Below are 19331 nucleotides of genomic sequence, written 5' to 3'. Positions count from 1 at the left end.
AAAACCATGAACGGTGTACACGACTTAGGCGGTATGCACGGGTTCGGCCCGGTGCTCACCGAAGACAATGAACCGGTGTTCCATCACGACTGGGAACGCAGGATCTTTCCGCTGTTTGCCTCGCTCTTCGTCGGCGGCTACTTCAATGTCGACGAATTCCGCCATTGCATCGAACGCATGCAACCGGCGGAATACTTGCAGTCGAGTTACTACGAACACTGGCTGCACGCCTTCGAGACCTTGCTGCTGGAAAAAGGCGTGATCAGCGCTGGCGAACTGCAGGGCGCGGTCAAACCGACCTCGCCGACGCAGCCGCCAACGGTGCTCACACCAGACATCGTCGAGGCGGTGACTCTTGGCGGCGCTTCATCCAGGGCGAAAGAGCCTGTCGCCGGTCGTTTCCGGGTCGGTGACCGAGTGCGGACGAAAAATTTCAATCCAACCACCCACACCCGACTGCCACGCTACGCGCGCGGCAAGGTCGGGACCATCGAGATTGCGCACGGTGCGTTTGCCACCCCGGACACGATGGCCCACGGTCTGGGCGAACAACCGCAACAGGTCTACGCCGTGCGCTTCAGTGCGACAGAACTGTGGGGCGTGGCGCGACCGGACAGTGTCTGCATTGATCTGTGGGACAACTATCTGGAGGCCGTATGAACGCCAGCAAGCTTCACATCCCGCCCATCACCGGGCTATCTCTCGACAATGAAGGCCCAGTGTTCGACAAACCCTGGCAGGCCCAGGCTTTTTCCCTGCTGCTACACCTGCACCAAACCGGTCTATTTCCCTGGAAGGACTGGGTGCAGACATTCAGCGATGAGATCAAGGCAAGCCCGGCGCAGCCCGGAGAAAGCATCAACGACGCTTACTACCGGCAGTGGATTGCGGCCACGGAAAGGATGGTTACCGCGCTCGGTTTGACCGCTTTCGAAGACATCACCCGGCGCACCGAAGAATGGCAGCAAGCCTACGAGAACACGCCCCACGGACAACCGGTCACGCTGCTCAATGCGAGTTGCCCACCGCCCCATGGACACGAGCACGAACACCTGCCACGGCGCGAGCCGGTAGCGATAAGCCGAGCCGCAAACTGACCGCAGTCATCCGTTTTTTTACTATCGAGGTCGCGAAGCGGCCAAGGAGCATCCGTCATGCATATCGAACCTGATCTGGTGGAAGCCGGAAAACTCTGGCTGAGCTATGTCACTGCCGCAGGTGTCGGCGCCTACACCGTCAAACTCGCTGCGCAAGCCATCGGTGAGCGTGGGGTCTTTTCGCTGCTGGCTCGGACTGTCACTGCCACGGCCCTGGTCTTCAGCTTCTTCGAGCTGCTGCCGCACTATCCGGTCGGTGTTTCCGAGGTGCATCTCATCCTGGGGTCAACGCTATTTCTGCTGCTTGGCGCTGCACCTGCTGCGGCGGGTCTCGCCCTGGGGCTGCTGATTCAGGGCCTGTTCTTCGCGCCATTCGACCTGCCGCAATATGGCATGAACGTCACCACGCTACTGGTACCGCTGTGCGCAGTCGCTGCCCTGGCCAAACGCATCATTGCGCCCGACACGCCGTATGTGGAACTGAGCTACAGACAAGCGCTGGGGCTGTCGACCGCCTTTCAGGCAGGCATTGTCGCCTGGGTGGCGTTCTAGGCTTTCTACGGAAAAGGCTTCACAGCCGAAAACGCCCTGTCGATTCTGACCTTTGGCAGTGCCTACATGACCGTGATCACCCTCGAACCGCTGCTGGACCTGGCCGTACTGGCCGCGGCCAAGGCCAGCCATCGTCTGCGGGGTAGTTCGCTGCTCGAACGCCGTCTGTACCAGGCCGCCTGAGTCGACGCACTCCAGTCCGCATCAGCCTGCCCCCGAGCATTCGAAGAGCGTAATGCTCGGGGTATCAACAGCAGGAACCGCCCCGCGACTGCCGTAGCAGCCGCGAACGCTGAAGATGGCTTCCTATGGCTTACTGATCTTGAACCAGATGGAGTACATCGCCGGCAGGAACACCAGCGTCACGATGGTTCCGACGAACGTGCCGCCGATCAGTGTGTAAGCCAGCGTGCCCCAGAACACCGAGTGCGTCAGTGGAATGAACGCGAGGATGGCCGCCAGCGCAGTCAGCAGTACCGGGCGAGCACGCTGTACCGTGGCTTCGATCACGGCGTGAAACGGATCAAGTCCCTCTTGCGCGTTGTGATGGATTTGTCCAATCAGGATCAGTGTATTGCGCATCAGAATCCCCGACAGGGCGATCAACCCGACCAAGGCGTTGATACCGAACGGCTGCTGGAAGAGCAGCAGTGTCGGCACCACACCCATCAGCCCGAGCGGCGAGGTGAGGAACACCATGATCATTGCCGACACCGAACGCACCTGCAGAATGATGATCAGCAGTGTGACGGCGATCATGATCGGCAGCAGTGGCAAGATCGCTTGGCCGGCCTTGCCCGACTCCTCTATCGCCCCCGATTGCTCGATACGATAACCCTCCGGGAGCGTGTCGATGACCGGCTGCAGCGCCTTCGTGATAACACTTGAAACGTCCGGAGGCTGCAAGCCTTCGGCAATGTCGCCCCGTACAGTAATGGTCGGCGTGCGGTCACGACGCCGCAGGACGGGATCCTCCATGCGCACATCCACTGTCCCCACTTGCGACAGCGGAATCCGCTGGCCCGCCGTGCCTACCAGCGTAAAGCCTTGAATTTTTGCAGGGTCGAGCCGGATGTCCCCCGCCGCTCGCCCGGTCACTTGTACCGAACGGATGTCCTCACGAACGGCCGTGATCGGTACCCCGGCAAGCAGAAACTGCAACTGCTGCGCGACCGCACTGGAGGTCAGCCCCACCGCCTGCAAGCGGTCCTGATCCAGGGTGAAATGCAGCGCGGGTGTCAGCGGCCCCCAGTCAGTATTGACGGTTCGCATCAAGGGGCTCGCCTGCATCACGGTCTGTACCTGAGCGGCAATCTCACGCAATGTCGAGGGATCAGGCCCCATCACCCGGTAGGCGACAGGAAACGGTGAATACGGCCCAAACACCAACTGCGTCACCCTGACCCGCGCTTCTGGAGCCAGCCCTTCGGCGACGGCCTCGCGCAGACGGAGCTTGAGGACTTCCCGTGCCTCCTGACTCTGCGTCAACACCACAATCTTCGCAAAAGACGGATCAGGCAGTTCCGGCGCCATGGCCAGGTAGAAACGCGGCGCACCCTGTCCGATATAGGCCGTGACGATTTTTGCTTCAGGCTGCTTTTGCAGCCAGGCCTCGACTTTGGCGGTGGTGATACTCGTCTGCTCGATGGAGGTTCCATAGGGCATTTGCACTTCAATCAACACTTCGGGACGGTCCGAGGTGGGGAAGAACTGCTTCTTGACCAGGCTCATGCCGACAACGGCCAGGACAAACGTCGCGATCACAGTACCGGCGACCAGCCATTTGCGGGCAATGACGCGCGTCAAGATCCGGCGGAAGCGGTTGTAATTGGGCGTGTTGTAAATGGCCGCGTGACCACCTTCGACCTGTTTGATGTCCGGCAACAGCTTCACGCCCAGATAGGGGGTAAAGGCCACCGCAACCACCCATGAGGCAATCAGGGCAATGCCTACGATCCAGAACATGTTGCTGGTGTACTCGCCAGCGGTCGATTGCGCGAAGCCGTTAGGCAGAAAGCCGATAGCGGTCACCAGCGTGCCGGAAAGCATCGGTGCGGCAGTGTGACTCCAGGCATACGCGGACGCTTTGATACGGTCGTAGCCCTCCTCCATTTTCACCACCATCATCTCGATCGCAATGATGGCGTCGTCCACCAGCAGTCCAAGCGCCAGGATCAGCGACCCCAAGGTGATCCGGTCAAAGTTCTTGCCCGTTGCCGCCATCACCACAAACACCACGGCGAGCGTCAGTGGTACTGCCGCAGCCACGACAATACCGACATGCCAGCCCATGCTGAGAAAACACACCAGCATCACCACCAGCAAGGCGACGAAGAACTTGATCATGAACTCGTCGACGGCTGAACTGATATTCACCGACTGATCGGTGACCTTGCTGAGTGTCATGCCCAGTGGCATGCCTTCGTTGATCCGGGTGGTCTCCACGTCCAGTGCCGTGCCCAGGTCCAGGCCGTTCCAGCCCTCGCGCATCACCACACCCAATAACAGCGCTTCCTCACCATTGTTACGCACAAGGAAGGTGGCCGGATCTTCGTAACCCCGCTCGACCGTCGCAACGTCCGAGAGCTTCAAGGTACGTCCCTGAATCGCCAGCGGTGTGTCACGAATCTTCTGCAATTTGTCGAAGGCGCCGTCGAGACGCAGGAAGACTTCTGGCCCCTTGGTTTCAATCGAGCCGGCCGGCGTCAGCACGTTCTGATTGTTCAGCGCGGCAAAAATATCCTGCGGGGTCACCCCCAGCGTGGCCAGCCGATCATGGGAGAAAGAGACAAAGATGCGCTCGCTCTGCTCACCTATGATGTTGACCTTTTTCACGCCTGGCACATGCAACAGGCGCTGGCGCAGCGATTCGGCATCACGTACCAGCAGGCGCTGCGGCTCGCCTTTGGCTTTCAAGGCAAACAACGCAAAGGTCACATCTGCAAACTCATCGTTGACCATCGGGCCAATCACGCCGGCCGGTAGCTTGATCGACTCATCGTCGAGTTTTTTGCGCGCCTGGTAGAACTCCTCCTGCACTTGGGAGGGCGGTGTACGATCAAGCAGTGTCACCACGGTGAAGGCCAGACCCGGACGAGTGTAGGTTTCCGTGCGGTCGTACCATTTCAACTCCTGCAGGCGTTTTTCCAGCGGCTCGGCGACCTGGTCCTGCATTTCCTGCGCGGTCGCGCCCGGCCACGCCGTGATGACCGTCAGCTGCTTGACCGTAAACGGCGGGTCCTCCGCGCGCCCGAGCTGGAAAAACGCGAGGATCCCGGCGACACCGATCAGGAAGATCAGGAAGACCGTGATCGAACGCTCGCGAACGGCAAGCGCCGAAAGATTGAAGCGCCCCTGGCTCATGGACGGCTCCCGGCAACCTGGACGTCAGCCTGTTGAGCCAGTCTCACCTCCTCCCCCTCGCGCAGAAGATGTGCGCCTAAAGCGACAACTTGCTCACCGACCTTGAGTTCACCGTCGACACGCGCAATGTCATCGCTCACGCCCAATATCTGCACAGGCCGCCAGTTCACCTTGGTCGGGTTGCCAGCAATCACCCAGAGGCCGGGGCCTTTGCCTGGGTCATAAACCGCCGCCAGCGGCACTTGCAACACCTGTGCATTTGCGCGGCTGCCAGCGATCTGCAGCGTAACGGTCGAACCCAACGGCGCATTGGCCAGCGCGCCCTCCAGCACATACCGCGCCTCAAAGGTGCGCGTCATGCGATCGGCCGAATCAGACAGCAGCCGCAGCCTGGCTGTCACGGCACCCGAGGTGTTGCCATAAAGTGTGGCCTGCGCGGTCGAACCTGCCGCCGGACGTAGCGTCTCGGGCAGGTGCACGATGGCTTCGCGCTGCCCTGCCCGCGCCAGTCGAACCACGGCTTGCCCGGGGCTCACCACTTGTCCTGGCTCGGCGAGCGTCTCCACCACCACGCCATCGGAATCAGCAAGCAACACCGCATAACCGGACGCATTGCGAGCGACATCAGCCTGCGCTTGCGCCGCGCTCAACTGAGCTTTGGCGGTATCTGCGGCGGCTTTGATCTGATCGTAGGCCGAGGCCGAGATGGCGCCGGCGGCGACCAGGTCGTGATACCGGGCCTCGTCATCCGCGGTCTGTATGGCTCGCGCCCGGGCGGCCATGACCGACTCTTGCTGCGCCCGCGCCTGCAGCCCGAGATCAATCGGGTCGAGACGCATCAGTGGTTGACCTCGTTTGACCGTCTGGCCTGTGTCAACCAGGCGCTCGAGTATTTTGCCCGAGACCCGAAAACCAAGGTCAGCCTCGACGCGGGCGATCACCACCCCAGTGAAAGCACGTGAAGCCTCGGACGCCGCCGAAACCGCAGCGGACCTCACCAACGGGGCATGCGTACGGGGATCGTCAACGACGGATGAGTCGCCACACGCCGTCAGGACGAGCGGCAACAGACAAACGGCAATCGGTACAGCTAGAGGCCGGCGCATAGGTTCCGTTACTCAAGAATAGGACATGCCGGCATTTTCATTAAGGTGACCATTAATGTCAACGGTCACACATTTTCAGTGTATGGCGCATACGGACAAGATATCGTTGACCTTAAAGCCGTGACCGTAATTTAATATGGTCACTTATCATCTTCGTCGCAGGTACCTCAATGCCTCCTGTTCGCCCTATCACGCTTTTGGTGGCCGCCAGTTTGATGGCAGGCTGCGCGGTCGGTCCCGACTATCAACGGCCTGCCCTCGCGCTTCCCGATCGTTACCTGAGTCAGCCAGCAGCCGAACAGACGCCGGCAACGGCGCCGGCCCGGCTGGTCAACTGGTGGGAGAGTTTTAACGATCCCGTGTTGACCGGTTTCGTCACCCAGGCGCTGGAACAGAACCTCGATCTGGCACAAGCAGCGGCGCGGGTCACACAGGCACGGGCAGGATTAGGGGCCGCAAATGCCGCTCTGTTGCCCTCGGGGAGCATTGATGGCCAGGCCGCACGCGCCTATCAATCCGTCGAGACGCCGCTCGGCCAGGTGTTGAACTCAACGCCTGGCTATGATCGCTACGGAAGTTCCTACGAGCTCAACCTCAATGCCGGCTGGGAGATTGATGTCTTTGGCGGGTTGAGACGCGAGCGCGAAGCCGCACTCGCCGAATACCAGGCCTCCGAGGCGGGCGCGACCGCCACACGCCTGGCCATTGCAGCGCAGACGGCCGATATCTACATCACCCTCCGTGGGTTGCAGGCGCGACTGGAGATTGCCAACCGTCAAGTCGAAACCCAGCTGGGACTGCTGGAGAAGGTCCGCCTGCTCTACGGCAAGGGCCTCGCTGCCCGCTATCAGGTTCAACAGACTGAGGGCGCGCTGGCGCAAGTCCAGGCGAGCGTGCCAGTGCTGCAGACCGGCCTGGATGCCGCCATGAATGCACTGGACGTGATGCTCGGCACCCCGCCGGGGACTCACCGCACGCAACTGGCCGGTACGGCGAGCATTCCTGTTGTGCCGCCGATAAACGCCTCGGGAACGCCGGCCGATCTGCTACGTCGCCGGCCGGATCTGATCGTCGCCGAGCGCCGCCTGGCAGCCTCCAATGCACGCATCGGCGTGGCGATTGCCGAGTACTACCCGAAACTTTCGCTCAGCGCATTGCTCGGTAGCGCCACGGCTGTTTCCGGCGGCAACCTGTTCACCGGTGGCGCCAGTCAGTCAGCGGCGGTCCTTGGGTTGCGCTGGAGACTTTTTGACGTAGGCCGGATAAACGCGCAGATCGATCAGGCCAAAGGACAGGAAGCCGAAGCGCTGGCCGCTTATCGTCAGTCGGTGTTACGCGCCACTGAGGATGTCGAAAATGCCTTCTCCGCCCTGGTGAACCGCAACCTTCAGGCCACCACGCTCGCGGGAGGCGAGGCTTCTCTGACCCAGGCTCGCCAATCGTCTTTTATTGCCTACGGAAAAGGCACCGCGAGCCTGATTGATGTGCTCCACGCCGACGAAACGTTGCTCCAGGCTTCCGATGCCCGTGCGCAAGCGCGGACAGAATCGGCGCGGGCTGCGGTCGCCGCATTCAAAGCGCTCGGCGGCGGCTGGCAAGTTCCCGAAACCCTGCCTGTTGCGTCGCGATGAAGCTCGCCAGCTTTGCAAAGAATTTGGCTCGACAGTACGCAGCAAAAGGTCGATCGCGGTTTTGACGTGGGTCACGCCACGGCGTTTTCATCAGAGCCTGATGGCCAAAGTCATGGGGGTTTGACCTACAAAAAAAGGGCCAACCTCTCTGCGAGAATCGGCCCGATCAACATGCCCTTGCGCGTGTGGGGTCGGGAGGCAGCACGCACTCCCGGCCCCACATTGTGAGTACAGCCCTCAGCTAAAAACGGTAGCTGACAGACGTACCGAGCCCGCTCGCACTGTTCTTGTACCTGGCGCTGTAGGCACCTCTGGATGGCGAGCTGTCGTTGACCTTCACGCTCTCCTCCCAGAGGTAGGAATAAGCGAAGTCGATGGTGACATTTTCCACCGGCGTCCAGCCCGCACCGAAGCTGATAACCTTTCGGTCGCCCGTAGGAATACGGGGGCCGCGATGGGTATTGTTGGCGGGTGATTGATCTACCGAAAACCCGCTACGCAACACCCACTGGCTATTCAATTGATAGGCGGTACCGATGGCGTGTGCCCACGTGTCATGCCAGTTCTGCTCTTCGCTGATCGTCCCCAATTGACCGCTCAGCAACGGCGGCAGGCCGCTGTTTTCGATCGTCAGCTCCTTGAAGCGACTCCAGCGCGTCCAGGTGCTACCGACGTAGAGCGTCCAGTCGTTATTGAATTGATGCGTGGCTGAAAAATCCACCGACTCCGGCGTATCCACATCCAGCGATGCGTCATAACTGCGGCCGCTGACGCCCAGCACGCTGAAGATGCCATCAGTGACCTTGGTTTTCGCATCCAGGTGGTAACTGACTTTGGAGTGATAAGTCAGCCCCAGGCGGGTCTGATCTGTCGCCTGCACCAGCACACCGGCGTTGAAGCCCAGCGCGGTGTCATCGCCCGTGCTTTTGAGCTTGCCGTCATTGCGCCCCGGGGTTAATGGATTGGGCACCATGCCCGATATCTCTCCACCGATACGGTTGATGGTCGGACCGAAACCGATCGAGACTTTTTCGTTAAAAGCGTAACTGATGGTCGGTTGGAAAGTCAGCGTGGTGACTTCGCTCTTGTTGGCGTAATAGCGTCCGGCAAACCCACTGCCGTAGTCGGTGATCAACCCGAAAGGTACATAAAACCCGACGCCGAATGCCCAGTGCTCATCGATGGGTTTGACGTAATAGCCCATCGGTACGGTGGTCGCGGGCACCATGTCGCCATCCTCCTTGCCGCCGAACGTACTGCGAGTCCGGCTGATATCGGACTTGGCGAACAATGTCGCCGCCCCCACGCTGACCTGCTCTTGTTTAAGCCGCGCCATGCCCGCCGGGTTGCCGTAGATCGTACTGGCGTCTTCGGCCGATGAAGATCGCCCGGCAAACCCGGACCCCATCCCGCTGATGCTTTGTTCGTTGAGTGCAAAGCCACCGGCCAGCACATTGGAAGACGCAAGCACGACGGCCAGGCCCACGGGGCTCTTGAGCATTGTTTTTTTCATTATCGGGACTCTATGGAGATCACTGGAATAGAACATCGAACTACAGCGAAGCCATATTATCCATGTGACCAATTCAGTCAATGGTCACGAAGGGCGAAATGTTGCGCCCTCCCGGCACTCATTGGCCGGGAACGGAAACGTCATGTGGGGGATGTGGTTTTGACTCGAATCGACTGACAGATTTGGCCAGCGACAGTCAGGGCATGAGGCTGCGCAGGATGAGGTTGGAGGTCAGCGTGGGCGCTTGCTCGATGAAATCCAGATTGTGCTGCAACAGCAAGGGGTTGACGAAAGGTCGCAGCGCCAGATCGATCGCCTCGACAGTCTCGTCCAGTGGAGTCTTGCGCTCGAACTCCCCCGCTTCTCGTCCTTGCCGCACGATGTCGACAATAAAGTCTTTGATCTGTGCTTCATACACCTGGGCACTGTGCCAACGCTCCGAAGCGGAAAACGCCGCGATGTCGTAAAGCTTGCGGTCGTTGAAGAACAGGTTCACACCCGTGGCAATGACGGTTTTTACCAATCTGCGCAAACGCTCGGTCGCCGAAAGAGATTCTTCGTTAACGGCCTGTTCGACGGCTGCAACGATTTGCCCCAGACAACTGGCGCAAATGGCTTCGCCAATCGCCTGTTTCGAGTCAAAAAATTTATAGATGTACGCCTTGGAAAAACCGATGGCCTTGGCCAGGTCGGAAACCGTGGTTTTCGCGTAGCCATACTGGCTGAAGTGTTCATTGGCCGCGGCGACAATCTGGTCACGAATGTCGTGCTCGGCCGGGCCACGAGTGTTTGGCGAGGAGGCAGATATTGATAGCTGATTCATGACAGCAGCTTACTCATCCTATGGCGGGCTGACAACTTGTGACCACACAGGAATAAGGTCACAAGTCTGGCGATTTCAGATGAGGCCAGCCGTTACATCTGCTTGCCGTTACGCGCAGTGATCGCCACGGTAGTCGGCGAATCAGCCAAGGGAACAAAGCGTCGGGTTGAACCATCCAGCGCATCGATGCACCCCGCCTCGATGTCGTAGACCCATCCGTGCAGATTCATGCGCCCTTGCTCGAGCGCGAGGGCCACGGAGGGATGCGTGCGCAGGTTCGCCAATTGCGCGATCACATTTTCCCGGACCAGACCATCGAGCTTCGCGCGCGGTGTGTCGAATTCATGCGCCGCGTTGATCGCTTTCGCAGCGTCCGCGTGACGCAGCCAATTGGCGACCGCAGGAAGATGATCCAGACAGGTGCAGCGCGATATCGCGCCCATCGCTCCGCAGTCCGAGTGCCCGCAGATCACGATGTCCTGTACGCCGAGCACGGCGACAGCATATTCGACGGTAGCCGACACGCCACCGGGTTCGGGACCATACGACGGCACAATGTTGCCGGCGTTGCGGATCACGAATAGTTCACCGGGTTCGCGCTGTGTAAGAAGCTCAGGCACTACACGACTGTCCGAGCAAGTAACGAATAACGCCTTCGGATTTTGTGAGGTCGCGAGTTGCTTGAACAGCTCGACACGTTGCGGATATACCTCACGCTGAAAGCGCAGAAAGCCGTCGATAATGTCACGCATGAAGTTCTCCAAATCCTGATGCCGGATGCTTGCAAAAGTACTCGATATGAAAGGGTCGTAGGTGTTTTCAGCGCTGCAATAGCCGCTTCGTCATCACCATCGACGTCTGCAGCGACTGCCCCGTGCGCTGCAGTTTGTTCAACAGACTCGCCCCCAACCACAGTTGATAGAGCGTTTCTGCCAGTTGCCGAGCGTCGGTCTCTGGCAAACTTTTATCCAACTGCCCTTCTTCCAGGCACGTCGTGATGCGCGCAACGATGCGCTCGGCGCCGTCGCGCAAGGTCAGGCGCATCGACTCGGACAGGTCGGCGACTTCCGCGCTCAACTTGACCACCAGGCATTCATCGCCATGACCTTCCAGGGTGCAGCGGTTCTGCCAGCCCTGCCAGTAATCCATCAGCCGCTCATAAGCACTGAGCCCAGGCAGAGTCAGGCGTCGCTCCATATCTGCCAGGTAGCCGACAAAGTAATCCTCCAGCAGCGCCTGGCCGTAGAGTTCCTTGGATTTGAAGTAGTGATAGAACGAGCCCTTGGGCACACCGGCGGTCTGCAGGATCTCGCTCAGGCCCACGCTGGTGAAGCCCTTTTCGGCCATCATGCGGTGGCCGGTGTCGAGCAGGTGTTGGCGGGTATCGTCGTAGGTCGGTTTCATGGGGCGCAAAATACCAAACATTAGACCAGTCGTATATTTCTGATGAGCAGGAGTTTGCCACAGTGATGGCTCGGAAACACGGGCGTAAAAATTTACTAGACGACCGGTCTAATATGAATCTATTCTGTGCCCGTCACTCCTTCCGAGGTGTCGCAGACGAACTCGTCGAGGACACCAGACCAACACAGGGCGCTCTATGAAAATCTTGATGGTTCTGACTTCCCACGATCAACTTGGCAACACTGGCAAGAAAACCGGCTTCTGGCTCGAAGAGTTCGCAGCTCCCTACTACGCCTTCAAGGATGCCGGTGCGCAGATCACCCTGGTATCGCCGGCCGGCGGCCAGCCACCGCTCGATCCGAAAAGCGATGAGCCCGATGCACAAACCGCTGAAACCGACCGCTTCCGCAAGGATCCTGCCGCTCAGCAGGCGCTGGCCAATACCGGGCGCCTGGCGGATGTCAGCGCTGAGGATTTCGATGCCGTGTTTTATCCCGGTGGCCATGGCCCGCTGTGGGATCTGGCTGAAGACCAACACTCGATCACGTTGATCGAAGCCTTCGACCGCAGCAACAAACCTCATGGGTTCGTCTGCCATGCGCCGGGCGTTCTGCGTCACGTGGTGGCTGCCGATGGCAAACCGTTGATTCAAGGCCGGGACGTCACCGGTTTCACCAATGCCGAAGAAGCCGCTGTGGGCCTGACCGATGTCGTGCCGTTCCTGATCGAAGACGAATTCCAGCGTCTCGGCGGCCGCTACTCCAAGGTCGCTGACTGGCAGGTTCACGTGGTGACCGATGGCCAACTGGTGACGGGTCAAAACCCTGCCAGCTCGGCAGCCGTCGCCGAAAAACTGCTGAAGCTTTTGGCCTGAGCCCTCCAGCGTCCAGACACCGTGCGCATCCCGCACGGTGTTTTTTTTACCGCATTACTAGTCGACTGGTCTAATAAGACCAAAACAGGAATCACATGAAAAACAGCCCTTACTTCACCCCCGTCAAACTGGGCCTGCACACCCTGAAGAACCGCATCGTCCTGCCGCCCCTCACCCGCCAGCGCAGCACACAACCGGGCAATGTCGCCAACGCATTGATGGCCGAGTATTACCAGCAACGCGCCGGCGCCGGTCTGCTGGTCACCGAAGGCACGCAGATCGAGCCTCGCGGTCAGGGCTACGCCTGGACTCCCGGCATTCACACCCCTGAGCAAATTGCCGGATGGCGCACAGTCACCGAAGCGGTGCATGCACAGGACGGCGTGATTTTCGCCCAGCTTTGGCACGTCGGCCGTGTGTCCCACACCGCGCTGCAACCCGGTGGCGCGGCCCCGGTTTCAGCGTCTGCCATCGCCACCGAGCGGGTCAGCGTGTTCATCGAAACTGCGCCGGGCGCCGGCGAACTGGTTACACCATCCGCGCCGCGAGCGCTGAGCACCGATGAGGTACAGGAACTGGTTCAGCTCTATATACAGGCGGCGCGCAATGCGATGGACGCCGGCTTCGACGGAATCGAACTGCACTGCGCCAACGGCTATCTGGTGAACCAGTTCATTTCTGCCCACAGCAATGTGCGCACCGATCAGTACGGTGGCTCGCTGCACAACCGCATGCGCTTTCTGCGCGAAGTGGTGTCGGGTGTCGCCGAGTGCATCGGTAAAGAGAAAGTCGGCGTGCGTTTCGCGCCGCTGTTCACCACCACCGATGAAGCGCGCACCTATCTGGGCATGGTCGAAGAGGACCCGCACACCACTTACATCGAAGCGATCAAAGTGCTTGAGGATGTGGGCATCGCCTACCTGTCCATCGCCGAAGCGGACTGGGACGACGCGCCCGCGATGCCGCAAACCTTCCGCCGTGCAGTGCGCGATACCTTCAGTGGCGCGATCATTTATGCCGGGCGCTACAACGCAGAATCCGGTGCGCAATTGCTTGAATCGGGACTGGCGGATCTGGTGGCTTTCGGTCGTCCGTTCATGGCCAACCCGGACCTGCCGGCGCGCATCGCCAATGACTGGCCGCTCAATCCACTGAATCCCGCGACGGTCTACGGCGGCAATGCCGAAGGCTATGTGGATTACCCGACCTACAGCGAATAATTCCGCGAATTCGCACAGCGCTCCCACTCACCGGGAGCGCTTCCTCTTCTCCCCCGCTATACCCGCAACCTCGCGCGCTGCGCTGCGAGGTTTTCGCATCTGCACAAAAAAGATTGCCGATTGATTGTCAGGTTTATTTTTTCAGCCTATCTTGAATAAAACCTATACAAAGCACTTCTTTACGTACAACTCTTCCGCTACGGATTGGCCCCCACGCACAGCACTGCCGCGAGCACCCTGAATGAACCCACTACTAGCCAGCCATTACCGCGAAATCCTCGTCGGTGTCGGTGAAAATCCCGAACGCGAAGGTCTGCTCGACACACCCAAACGTGCGGCCAAAGCGATGCAGTATCTGTGCAACGGCTACTCGATGAGCCTGGAAGACGTCACCAACGGTGCTCTGTTCGAATCGCAAAGCGATGAGATGGTCATCGTCAGTGACATCGAGCTCTATTCCTTGTGCGAGCACCATATGCTGCCTTTCATCGGCAAGGCACACGTGGCGTACATCCCCACCGGCAGGGTGCTGGGACTGTCGAAAGTAGCGCGCGTGGTGGACATGTTCGCCCGCCGTCTGCAGATCCAGGAAAACCTCACCCGGCAAATCGCCGAGGCGATCCAGCAGATCACCGATGCCGCCGGCGTGGCCGTGGTCATTGAAGCCAGGCACATGTGCATGATGATGCGCGGCGTCGAAAAGCAGAATTCGATCATGACCTCTTCGGTGATGCTCGGTGCTTTTCGCGACAGTTCTACGACGCGTCAGGAGTTCCTGCAATTGATCGGGCGGCGAAGTTGATTTCCGACCTTCGACAGGCGCGATAAACCTGTACACGATAAATCCACTGTACAAGCACGATATTCCCAACTTCACCCCCATACCTGTGCACTCAGGGAGAACGGCAATGGCCCGACTTGTGCTCTTACTGGCTCTGGCACTCGGCGTTGCAAGCTGCGGCAGCGTGGATGTCAGCCACTATGCCGATCAGCAACCGGCGCTGGATCTGCAACGCTTTTTCAGCAAACCCGTGAAAGCCTGGGGGATGTTTCAGAAGCGCTCCGGGGAAGTGGTCAAGCGCTTTGAGGTCAACATCGTCAGCCATCGTGAAGGCGACAACCTGATTCTCGATGAGCGCTTCTTGTACAGCGACGGCACGCGCCAACGCCGCGTCTGGACCCTGACGCCCGAGGGCCAGGGGCGCTGGCGCGGGCGTGCGGGTGATGTGGTGGGTGTCGCTACAGGTCAGGTCGCAGGCAATGCTCTGCACTGGCGTTATCGCCTGAATCTGCCGGTTGATGGCTCAACCTATGAAATGAGCATGGACGACTGGATGTACCAGATGGACGAGGACACGCTGATCAACCGCACCCGCATGTCCAAACTCGGGGTTGAAGTCGGCCAGGTGACCTTGTTCTTCCGTCGCCAGAGCGCGGGAGAAAATCAATGAACAGTGCTGAATTGATAGGCAAGGAGTGAAGCATGAATCTGCAAACCCTGACCGAACGTGCGGCCAACAGCGAAATACGTGAGCTGGAGCTGCTGTCGCTTGAAGGTGGTTTTTATCTGGCCCGCATCCGTCTGGATCACGGCCAGTTCACCTTGCTCGACGATGCAGCCAAACCGATGCATCTGCGCTCGATCACCCATCTGCGTGACCTGCTGCAGACTGTGCCGGCGTTCCCCTGCGTGCTGGTGCAGCAATGCGTGCACGACGAAATGTGCGGGCGTGATAGCGGGCCCGTCGAAGAGCTGCGGATTCCGTTTTCGTTGGCCACATCGCTATGAAACGGATGCTGTGAATGAACCAGAACCGTCGGTTGTGCCTGGTGCTGGGCGATCAGTTGTCCTTCGATCTGGCTTCATTGCAGACGCTCGATAGCGAGCGCGACACTGTGCTGCTGGTCGAGGTCATGGAAGAAGCCAGCCATGTGCCGCACCACCCGCAAAAGATTGCCCTGATCTTCAGTGCCATGCGCCATTTCGCCCAGGCCCTGCGAGACCAGGGCGTTCGTGTCGAATACGTGACCCTGGATGATCCGCACAACAGCGGCTCGGTGCCGGGGGAATTACGCCGCGGGCAACAGCGGTTGCAGGTCGAGGAAGTGCACGTCACCGAGTGCGGGGATTGGCGCCTGGAGCAATCGATCAGGGACTGTGGCTTGCCCCTCCATTGGCACGCGGATACGCGTTTTCTGTGCAGTCGCGCCGAGTTCGCCGCCTGGGCCGCCGGCAAAAAGCAGTTGCGCATGGAGTTCTTCTATCGCGAGATGCGCCGCAAGAGTCGCCTGCTGCTCAATGGCGACGGCACGCCGGTGGGCGGCGCGTGGAATTTCGATGCAGAGAACCGCAAGTCCCTGCCCAAAGGCGTGAAAGCCCCCTATCCGATCCGTTTCGGTAATGACGCCATCACCCGCGATGTGCTCGCCCTGGTGAGGGCACGCTTCAGTCAGCACTATGGCGCACTCGAGGACTTCAACTACCCGGTCACCCATGCCGACGCGCAGGCGCTGTGGGAGTATTTTCTGGACTATGGCCTGGCAGGTTTCGGCGATTATCAGGACGCCATGGCCAGTGACGAACCGTTCCTGTTTCATGCGCGCATCAGTGCCGCGCTCAATATTGGCCTGCTGGATTTGCGGCAGTTGTGCAGTGATGTCGAGTCCGCCTATTGGGCCGGCAGGATTGCCCTGAATGCCGCTGAAGGCTTCATTCGGCAACTGATCGGCTGGCGGGAATATGTGCGCGGCGTGTACTGGCTGAAAATGCCGGACTACGCACTCGGTAATGTATTCGGCAACGACCGGCCACTGCCTGAGTTCTACTGGACCGGCGCTACGCAGATGAACTGCATGCGCCAGGCTATCGGCCAGAGTCTGCAGCACGCCTACGCGCACCACATTCAGCGGCTGATGGTCACCGGCAATTTTGCCCTGCTCGCCGGCATCGCGCCGAGCCAGATCTGTGAGTGGTACCTGGCAATCTATATGGACGCCTTCGACTGGGTCGAGCTGCCCAACACCTTGGGCATGGTCATGCATGCCGATGGCGGTTACCTCGGTTCCAAACCCTATTGCGCCAGTGGCCAATACATCAATCGCATGTCCGACTACTGCCGAAGCTGCGCCTACAAGGTCAGCGAAAATACCGCGGACAATGCCTGCCCGTTCAATGCGTTGTACTGGCATTTTCTGATGCGCCACGGCGAACAACTGCGCGGCAATCAGCGCATGGCGATGATGTACAAGAACCTCGACCGCATGCCGCCAGCCAGACAGGAGGCGCTGTGGCAACGCGGGCAGAACCTGTTGGCGCGCCTGGATAACGGCGAATCGATCTGAAATGAGCGCTCGCTTGCGCGGATGGTGAAACTTAAGCACAGCGCGCCCGGTCAACGGATGATCGGCGCTCAAGTCCCCTGCGAGCGCGACGTTCACTGCTCGCGTTGTGCCTACGCGCTCTATGAAGCCAGCCCCTGAACATTCAATAAAGCAGGTCACATGGATACCCTTGAACACCTTAGTCGCGAAGCGCTTGAGTCAGAGGTAAGGCGATTGCGCGCGGCGCTTCAGAGCACCCTGGTCGACACGCAGGACGTTGACCTCGATCGCGACATGGCGGCGCAACTGCAAGCCAGTCGGGATGCGCTCGCCCGCAGCGAGGCACGCTTCATCACCATTCTGGAAACCATCGAGTCGGCGTTCGCCATCGTCAAGGTCAAATTCGACGCCGAGGATAAACCCGTCGATTACTACTTCGTCGAAGCCAACCCGGCGTTCGAACACCAGTGCGGGGTCAACCTGCGCGGCAAATGGGTGACCGAGTTCGCGCCGAATCTGGAAAGCTTCTGGTTCGAAACCTACGGCCATGTGGCCAAAACCGGAGAGCCGGCGAACTTCGAAAATTACGCCAACACCTTCGAACGCTGGTTCGACGTGCGCGCGGTGCGTGTCGGCGATCCGGCCGACCGGCAGATCGCGATCCTGTTCAACGACGTCACCCAGCGGCGCGACGCCGAGGAGCGTTTGCGTGCCAGTGAAGCGCTGGCGCGGGAGAACGTCGAGCGTGTGCAACTGGCGCTCGCCGCCGGTGCGATCATCGGCACCTGGCACTGGGACCTGCTCACCGACCGTTTTGCCGTGGACGAAGCGTTCGCCCGGGTGTTTGACCTCGACCCGGCGCTGGGCCGCGAAGGGCTGAGCCTCGAACAAGTCATGGTGACCGTGCATCCCGAAGACCAGGATGGACTGACCACCGCGATCAACGAAGCCATCGGCCGTGGTGGCGCCTACTCCCACCAGTACCGTGTGCGCCGCACAGACGGCAAATATCAGTGGATCGAGGCCAACGGCCGTGTTGAGTGTGCCGATGATGGAACGCCGCTGCGCTTTCCCGGCGTGCTGATCGATGTCGAGGAACGGCGCAATGTCGAAGCGGAGCGCGACCGCGCCATCGCCGCGTTGCGCGCGCTCAACGATACGCTGGAGCAGCGCGTGTCATCGCGCACTTCAGAGCTGATGCAAGCCGAAGAAAAACTGCGGCAGTCGCAGAAAATGGAAGCCGTCGGCCAACTGACCGGGGGCCTGGCGCATGACTTCAACAATTTGCTGGCCGGCATTTCCGGCGCGCTGGAGTTGATGGGCGCGCGCATCAGCCAGGGCCGGCTGAATGAGGTCGACAAGTACATGGTGACCGCCCAGGGCGCGGTCAAGCGAGCCGCCGCCCTGACCCACCGTCTGCTGGCGTTTTCCAGACGCCAGACCCTCGATCCGCGGCCAACCGATGTCAACACGCTGATGACCGGCATGACCGAACTGATCCAGCGTACGGTCGGCCCCAGCATCGTCCTGGAAACCCGCGCCGCACCGGGGCTCTGGCCAACGCTGGTGGACGCCAGCCAGTTGGAGAACGCCCTGCTCAACCTGTGCATCAACGCGCGCGATGCGATGCCCGATGGCGGGCGCATCACCATCGAAACGGCCAACCGCACGCTGGACTGCGAGACCGCGCGCACTCTGGACATGCCCGAGGGCGAATACCTGTGCCTGTGCGTGACCGATACCGGCACCGGCATGACTGCCGATGTGATCGCCAAGGCCTTCGACCCGTTCTTCACCACCAAACCGCTGGGCCAGGGCACCGGGTTGGGGCTGTCGATGATCTACGGTTTCGCCAAGCAGTCCGGCGGCCAGGTGCGCGTGCATTCGCAGGTCGGCCAGGGCACCGAGATGTGCATTTACCTGCCGCGCTACCATGGCGAGCCCGTGCCGAATCAGGATCACAAGGACAACACGCCGGCAGCCTTGCCCAAGTCTGGCGAGACAATTCTGGTGGTGGACGACGAGCCTACGGTGCGTGCGCTGCTGACTGACGTGCTCGGCGATCTCGGCTACACCTTGATAGAGGCCGCTGACAGTGTGGTCGGGCTGAAGATGTTGCGCTCGGACATACACATCGACTTGCTGATCACCGACGTCGGCTTGCCGGGTGGCATGAATGGTCGGCAACTGGCCGATGCCGGCCGGGAAATCCGCCAGAACCTGAAGACCCTGTTCATCACCGGGTACGCAGAAAACGCGGTGATTGGCGCCGGTCAATTGGGCCCGGACATGCAGGTGCTGACCAAGCCGTTTGCCGTCGACACGCTGGTGGCGCGGGTCAGCGACCTGATGGCGATGAAATCCGAATGAGCGACCGTTGCGGCGCTGTAATCCCAGAGAGAGTGGCTGCGGCCAAGGAGTGAAAAA

General features: G+C 60.1%; 16 protein-coding genes and 1 pseudogene. 11 read left to right on the top strand and 6 right to left on the bottom strand.

The features are described from left to right. Window positions 1–6: 6 nt before the first annotated feature. From nthB to H043_RS0110350, 3 genes and pseudogenes are all read left to right on the top strand, one after another. A complete protein-coding gene (gene nthB, locus H043_RS0110360; RefSeq protein ID WP_027611798.1) occupies window positions 7–660 on the top strand; it encodes a nitrile hydratase subunit beta in 654 nt (217 codons plus the stop codon). Further along, window positions 657–1097: a nitrile hydratase accessory protein gene (locus H043_RS0110355; RefSeq protein ID WP_027611797.1), complete on the top strand. Its 441-nt coding sequence runs from the start codon at window positions 657–659 to the stop codon at window positions 1095–1097. The genes nthB and H043_RS0110355 overlap by 4 nt, the downstream gene beginning before the upstream one ends. Window positions 1098–1154: 57 nt before the next feature. Further along, window positions 1155–1832: pseudogene (locus tag H043_RS0110350) on the top strand (energy-coupling factor ABC transporter permease). Window positions 1833–1955: 123 nt separating this feature from the next. Here the strand turns inward: H043_RS0110350 and H043_RS0110345 are convergent. Together H043_RS0110345 and H043_RS0110340 are read right to left on the bottom strand one after the other, a co-directional pair. After that, on the bottom strand, window positions 1956–5012 hold the full coding sequence (locus tag H043_RS0110345) for an efflux RND transporter permease subunit (RefSeq protein ID WP_027611796.1): 3057 nt from the start codon (window positions 5010–5012) through the stop codon (window positions 1956–1958). Continuing rightward, a complete protein-coding gene (locus tag H043_RS0110340; protein ID WP_027611795.1) occupies window positions 5009–6118 on the bottom strand; it encodes an efflux RND transporter periplasmic adaptor subunit in 1110 nt (369 codons plus the stop codon). Before H043_RS0110340 ends, H043_RS0110345 begins: the two co-directional genes overlap by 4 nt. A gap of 170 nt (window positions 6119–6288) precedes the next feature. Here H043_RS0110340 and H043_RS0110335 point away from each other — a divergent pair, with 170 nt between their 5' ends. Beyond that, complete coding sequence (locus H043_RS0110335) at window positions 6289–7749, top strand: efflux transporter outer membrane subunit (protein WP_027611794.1); 1461 nt, start codon at window positions 6289–6291, stop codon at window positions 7747–7749. Between the two features lie 241 nt (window positions 7750–7990). Here H043_RS0110335 and H043_RS0110330 read toward each other — a convergent pair whose 3' ends face one another. The 4 genes from H043_RS0110330 to H043_RS0110315 all read right to left on the bottom strand — a co-directional run bounded on the left by H043_RS0110330 (window position 7991) and on the right by H043_RS0110315 (window position 11489). Beyond that, window positions 7991–9262 carry an OmpP1/FadL family transporter gene (locus tag H043_RS0110330; protein ID WP_027611793.1) on the bottom strand — a complete coding sequence of 424 codons (1272 nt, stop codon included), beginning with the start codon at window positions 9260–9262 and terminating at the stop codon, window positions 7991–7993. A 196-nt stretch (window positions 9263–9458) separates the two neighbouring features. Further along, window positions 9459–10085, bottom strand: a complete 627-nt coding sequence (locus H043_RS0110325; RefSeq protein ID WP_027611792.1) for a TetR/AcrR family transcriptional regulator — start codon at window positions 10083–10085, stop codon at window positions 9459–9461. A 92-nt stretch (window positions 10086–10177) separates the two neighbouring features. Continuing rightward, complete coding sequence (locus H043_RS0110320; protein WP_027611791.1) at window positions 10178–10837, bottom strand: carbonic anhydrase; 660 nt, start codon at window positions 10835–10837, stop codon at window positions 10178–10180. Between the two features lie 67 nt (window positions 10838–10904). Further along, entirely contained in the window at window positions 10905–11489 is a 585-nt protein-coding gene (locus H043_RS0110315; RefSeq protein ID WP_027611790.1) for a TetR/AcrR family transcriptional regulator, read from the bottom strand. 196 nt (window positions 11490–11685) lie between these two features. On the opposite strand from H043_RS0110315, the gene H043_RS0110310 reads away from it, so the two are divergent. The 7 genes from H043_RS0110310 (at window position 11686) to H043_RS0110280 (ending at window position 19274) form a co-directional block, all read left to right on the top strand. After that, window positions 11686–12363 carry a type 1 glutamine amidotransferase domain-containing protein gene (locus H043_RS0110310; protein WP_027611789.1) on the top strand — a complete coding sequence of 226 codons (678 nt, stop codon included), beginning with the start codon at window positions 11686–11688 and terminating at the stop codon, window positions 12361–12363. Between the two features lie 95 nt (window positions 12364–12458). Beyond that, window positions 12459–13583, top strand: coding sequence for an alkene reductase (locus tag H043_RS0110305; RefSeq protein WP_027611788.1), 1125 nt, complete (start codon window positions 12459–12461; stop codon window positions 13581–13583). A gap of 241 nt (window positions 13584–13824) precedes the next feature. Further along, on the top strand, window positions 13825–14385 hold the full coding sequence (gene folE / locus H043_RS0110300; protein WP_027611787.1) for a GTP cyclohydrolase I FolE: 561 nt from the start codon (window positions 13825–13827) through the stop codon (window positions 14383–14385). Window positions 14386–14491: 106 nt separating this feature from the next. Beyond that, the gene (locus H043_RS0110295) at window positions 14492–15034 is read left to right on the top strand and encodes a DUF3833 domain-containing protein (protein ID WP_027611786.1); all 543 of its coding nucleotides are present in this window, start codon (window positions 14492–14494) and stop codon (window positions 15032–15034) included. Window positions 15035–15066: 32 nt separating this feature from the next. Beyond that, a complete protein-coding gene (locus H043_RS0110290) occupies window positions 15067–15372 on the top strand; it encodes a DUF6482 family protein (RefSeq protein WP_027611785.1) in 306 nt (101 codons plus the stop codon). A 14-nt stretch (window positions 15373–15386) separates the two neighbouring features. Beyond that, entirely contained in the window at window positions 15387–16925 is a 1539-nt protein-coding gene (locus tag H043_RS0110285; protein ID WP_027611784.1) for a cryptochrome/photolyase family protein, read from the top strand. 159 nt (window positions 16926–17084) lie between these two features. Beyond that, complete coding sequence (locus H043_RS0110280) at window positions 17085–19274, top strand: PAS domain-containing hybrid sensor histidine kinase/response regulator (RefSeq protein WP_027611783.1); 2190 nt, start codon at window positions 17085–17087, stop codon at window positions 19272–19274. The last annotated feature ends 57 nt before the right edge of the window (window positions 19275–19331 follow it).

The sequence above is a fragment of the Pseudomonas sp. URIL14HWK12:I6 genome (assembly GCF_000514195.1).
Lineage (GTDB): Bacteria > Pseudomonadota > Gammaproteobacteria > Pseudomonadales > Pseudomonadaceae > Aquipseudomonas > Aquipseudomonas putida_A.
This window is presented reverse-complemented; position numbering and strand designations above follow the sequence as displayed.